The sequence below is a fragment of the uncultured Campylobacter sp. genome (assembly GCF_938031315.1).
Lineage (GTDB): Bacteria > Campylobacterota > Campylobacteria > Campylobacterales > Campylobacteraceae > Campylobacter_B.
The window spans coordinates 1-3,423 of the sequence record NZ_CALHHT010000015.1; the positions used below are offsets into that span (position 1 = coordinate 1).

General features: G+C 51.7%; 5 protein-coding genes. 3 read left to right on the top strand and 2 right to left on the bottom strand.

Annotated features, from left to right (window positions below):
* The 3 genes from Q0236_RS00375 to Q0236_RS00385 all read left to right on the top strand — a co-directional run.
* A partial coding sequence (locus Q0236_RS00375) for a hypothetical protein (protein WP_297913681.1) occupies positions 1-373 on the top strand: 373 nt, incomplete at its 5' end.
* The gene (locus Q0236_RS00380) at positions 370-864 is read left to right on the top strand and encodes a TlpA disulfide reductase family protein (protein WP_297913684.1); all 495 of its coding nucleotides are present in this window, start codon (positions 370-372) and stop codon (positions 862-864) included. The genes Q0236_RS00375 and Q0236_RS00380, both read left to right, overlap by 4 nt.
* A 188-nt stretch (positions 865-1,052) precedes the next feature.
* On the top strand, positions 1,053-2,666 hold the full coding sequence (locus Q0236_RS00385) for a subtype B tannase (RefSeq protein WP_297913687.1): 1,614 nt from the start codon (positions 1,053-1,055) through the stop codon (positions 2,664-2,666).
* A 17-nt stretch (positions 2,667-2,683) separates the two neighbouring features.
* Here the strand turns inward: Q0236_RS00385 and Q0236_RS00390 are convergent, their stop codons facing one another.
* On the bottom strand, positions 2,684-2,824 hold the full coding sequence (locus Q0236_RS00390) for a hypothetical protein (RefSeq protein ID WP_297913690.1): 141 nt from the start codon (positions 2,822-2,824) through the stop codon (positions 2,684-2,686).
* 78 nt (positions 2,825-2,902) lie between these two features.
* Positions 2,903-3,214 carry a hypothetical protein gene (locus Q0236_RS00395; protein ID WP_297913693.1) on the bottom strand — a complete coding sequence of 104 codons (312 nt, stop codon included), beginning with the start codon at positions 3,212-3,214 and terminating at the stop codon, positions 2,903-2,905.
* Between the last annotated feature and the right edge of the window lie 209 nt (positions 3,215-3,423).

Genomic DNA, 3,423 nt, shown 5'->3' on the forward strand with positions numbered 1-3,423 from the left:
AAATTTAGCTCGCATGATGAAAAATGAAGCTACGTTAAAATTTAAAAATTTCACCGCCTGCGCCGCGCGCTCTTTTTGGATCCGCCTAAGGCTCGCGCGAGCAGGTGCGGCTCTTTGCTACGCACGTCCCGCCGAAGCTGCTTGCCTAGAAAGATCAAGCGCCGTTGCGAAGCCTAGCGGAGCGGGTAAAAATTTTAAAATTCTAAATTTTAAAAGCCGAAACACCACGGGCACAGATTTCGACGCGGATCGCAACATACGCCTAGGCGCGGATCGCGATATAAATTTCCGTCCAGATCGCGCCGTAAATTTTAAAATTTCAAACGCAAATTTAAAGGCTGATTTAGCGCGCCCGAAGGCGGGTTTTAGATGATAAAATTTTTAAATTTAAAAGTTGCTGCCACCGTGCTTGCTCTGCTGCTCGCAGGCTGCGACGGATGGAAGCACCATCTAAGCAGCGACGGAACCTCGCTTGCCTCCAAGTTCGACCCCTCCGAGCGCACGCTAAAGATCGAGGGCAACGACAAGCCGCTCGTGCTGTTTTTCTACACCAGCAGCTGCGGCGCGTGCAAAGCCCAAGTACCCGTGCTAAACGAGCTGCAAACTAGCGGCAACGCGCTAGTTATCGGCGTTTTGGGCGACGGCAAAGGCCTGGAAGCCGATGCCGCGGTCGCTCGCGAAAAGGGGATAAAATTCCCAAGCGTCAGCGGCGCGAGCTCGGTGAAATACTTTGAAACCATCGTAGGCGGCATTTTCGGCACCCCTACGTCGGTGATTTACGATAAAAACGGCAAAGCGGTTAAAAAGCTCATCGGCCTCTACCCCAAATCCGCCTTCGAAACGCAGCTCAAGCTTATGAATTAACGAGCGAAATTTAATGCAGCCGGATTTACGGCGGCGGACCGCAAATGCCCACTAAAATAACACTTCGAGTTTAAAATTCCTTTCAACTTGCAGATGCCTTTGCGTTTAAATTTCAAAATTTAGGCGCGCAGCGGATTTAAGTATTCGCCGAGTTTTGCTAAAATTAGCTTTGTCACTAAGCTGCTTGAATGGCTAAAAAGCGGCAATATCAAAATAGAAAGGACACTTCAGTGAGTAAAAAATCCCTTGCCTTAGGCGCTGCCGCGATACTTTGCGGCGCGCTAAGCCTAAACGCCGAGGCTGCGACGCAGAGCGCGCAAATAGATCTGAAATTTAACGCCGCAAATTTTACGCAAGAAAGCGTGATCGTAGGCGGCAAAAAGATAAAATTTCGCGCCTACAAAAACATAATCTACGTTGCAAAACCCGTAAGCACGCACTATCAGAGCATGAATATCTTCATCCCGCAGCAGTATTTTGATGGTGGCAAGAGCGGCAAATTTGACGCCGCGAGCGCGCCGATATTTTTGCCAAACGGCGTGGGCGGCTACATGCCGGGCGAAGCGGGCGAGGTCAAAATAGACGAAAGCGGCAAACCAAACGCGATCGCTACGGCGCTTTCGCGCGGTTACGTCGTAGCCGCTCCCGCAGCGCGCGGACGCACGCTAAAAGGCGCAAATGGCGATTATATCGGCAAGGCGCCCGCAGCGATCGTTGATCTAAAGGCGGCCGTGCGGTATCTGAAATTTAACGACGCGGCGATGCCCGGGGACGCGAACAAGATCATCTCAAACGGCACGAGCGCGGGCGGAGCGCTCTCGGCGCTTTTAGGCACGAGCGGGGACGAGGCCGCGTACGAGCCGTATCTACAGGAGCTGGGCGCTGCAAAGGCGAGCGATAAAATTTACGCGGCGTCGCTATACTGCCCGATCACAAATCTAAAGCACGCGGACGCGGCGTATGAGTGGATGTTCGGCGCGCAGAGCGAATATGAAAAGATGGATTTTAGCGGCCTTAATGCGGCGGGATTTAACGAGCGCGGCGAAAATTCTAGCGGCGCTGAAAAAAATTCCAAAAAAGGCGCAAATCAAAGCGCTGCAAAGCCCGCGCGCAAGATGCTAAGCGGCAAACTAAGCACAGCGCAGATTAAAATTTCAGACGAGCTAAAGGCGCAATTCCCCGCCTATCTGAACTCGCTAAGCTTAAAGGACGGGGGCGGCCGCGCGCTAAGCTTGGATAAAAATGGCGACGGCAGCTTCAAAGATTACATAAACGGGCTCATATCGGCCTCGTTTGCTAATTTTGCGGCGAAAAATCCGCGCGCGAAGGCGCCCCTATACCTCGCCGCCAAGATCAAGGACGACGCATCGCAATCGCATATGCTTTTTTGGGGCTACGCGACCTCCGAGCCGCGCGCCAAGACCCCGCCCGCATTCGACGGCTTCACGCTTGAAAATCCCGAAAACGAGCTGTTCGGCGGCGCCAAATTTAACGCGGCGCATTTTACGGATTTTAGCGCGATGAATGACCCCGCCAAAGGGGTGCTAATCGCAAGTGCACAGCTCGTGGAGATGATGGATGCGATGAGCTTCGTGCGCAACGAAAACGGCGCGAAGCATTACCGCATCCGACACGGCGCGAGCGATCGCGATACGGCGCTTGCGATCCCCGCTATTTTGGCGCTTAGCTTGCAAAATGCGGGTAAGAACGTCGATTTTGCGGTGCTTTGGGGACAAGGACACGCCGGCGATTACGATCTGGATGAGCTTTTTGACTGGATCGATAAAGTGGTCGCGCAGTAGATTTGACGGGCAAAATTTTACTTTGGATTTAGAATTTTGCCCGCAGCTCTGCCTAAAATTTTATCGTCCAAACACTCTCTAGCGAATACGCCAAACGGCGTAAAATTCCGCTGCGAAATTCTATCGCGGCAGAATTTTAGCGTCTCCGCAAGACGCATAACGATTTGAAATTTTACAGCTAGTACTGGGAAAATTCCATAGAATTCTATCGCGGCAAAACGGCGCGAATTAAAATTTTATCGGCTGCGACGATTTATGGCGCGGAGTTTTAGTGCGATCCGCACCAAAACTCTAGCACAGATCAAATTCTGCGGGCTAAATTTTAAATTTAAAGACCGAAGTATGCGATAAAATTTCACGGCGTTTATACTATCCGATCGCAGCTCTTTGAGCGCGCAGGTATCACGTAATGGGCGCACATTCGGCGTGCGGACGATTAAAATCCACCAAAATGAACGCAAAAACCAAAGAAGCACGGTAAGTAGCCCAAATTTAAAAGCGCACATTTCGCGATCTCCCGCGGCTCCAAGCCCGCTTTTGCCACCCATTCGGCTACTTTAATAATCCACCGGTACCCAAAAAGCGCCATTTGGGGTCTGTATCTTTGCGACGCGTGCATAAATTTCATAATTTAACGGCACTTAGCCTCGTTTCCTAAAACTGGGCGTGCTAGCATCTTTGCGGCGGCGGCGCAACTCGGCGCTAAATTTAACGCTAGCTCTCCTTGCGCCGCCTCTCCAGCTCGCGTGCGGCGACA

What these genes read in the sequence shown, in the direction of transcription:
- Q0236_RS00380 (WP_297913684.1), top strand. Translation starts at nt 370, where the DNA reads ATGATAAAATTTTTAAATTTAAAAGTTGCTGCCACCGTGCTTGCTCTG.
- Q0236_RS00390 (WP_297913690.1), bottom strand. Translation starts at nt 2,824, where the DNA reads ATGCGTCTTGCGGAGACGCTAAAATTCTGCCGCGATAGAATTTCGCAG.
- Q0236_RS00395 (WP_297913693.1), bottom strand. Translation starts at nt 3,214, where the DNA reads ATGGGTGGCAAAAGCGGGCTTGGAGCCGCGGGAGATCGCGAAATGTGC.
- Q0236_RS00385 (WP_297913687.1), top strand. Translation starts at nt 1,053, where the DNA reads ATGGCTAAAAAGCGGCAATATCAAAATAGAAAGGACACTTCAGTGAGT.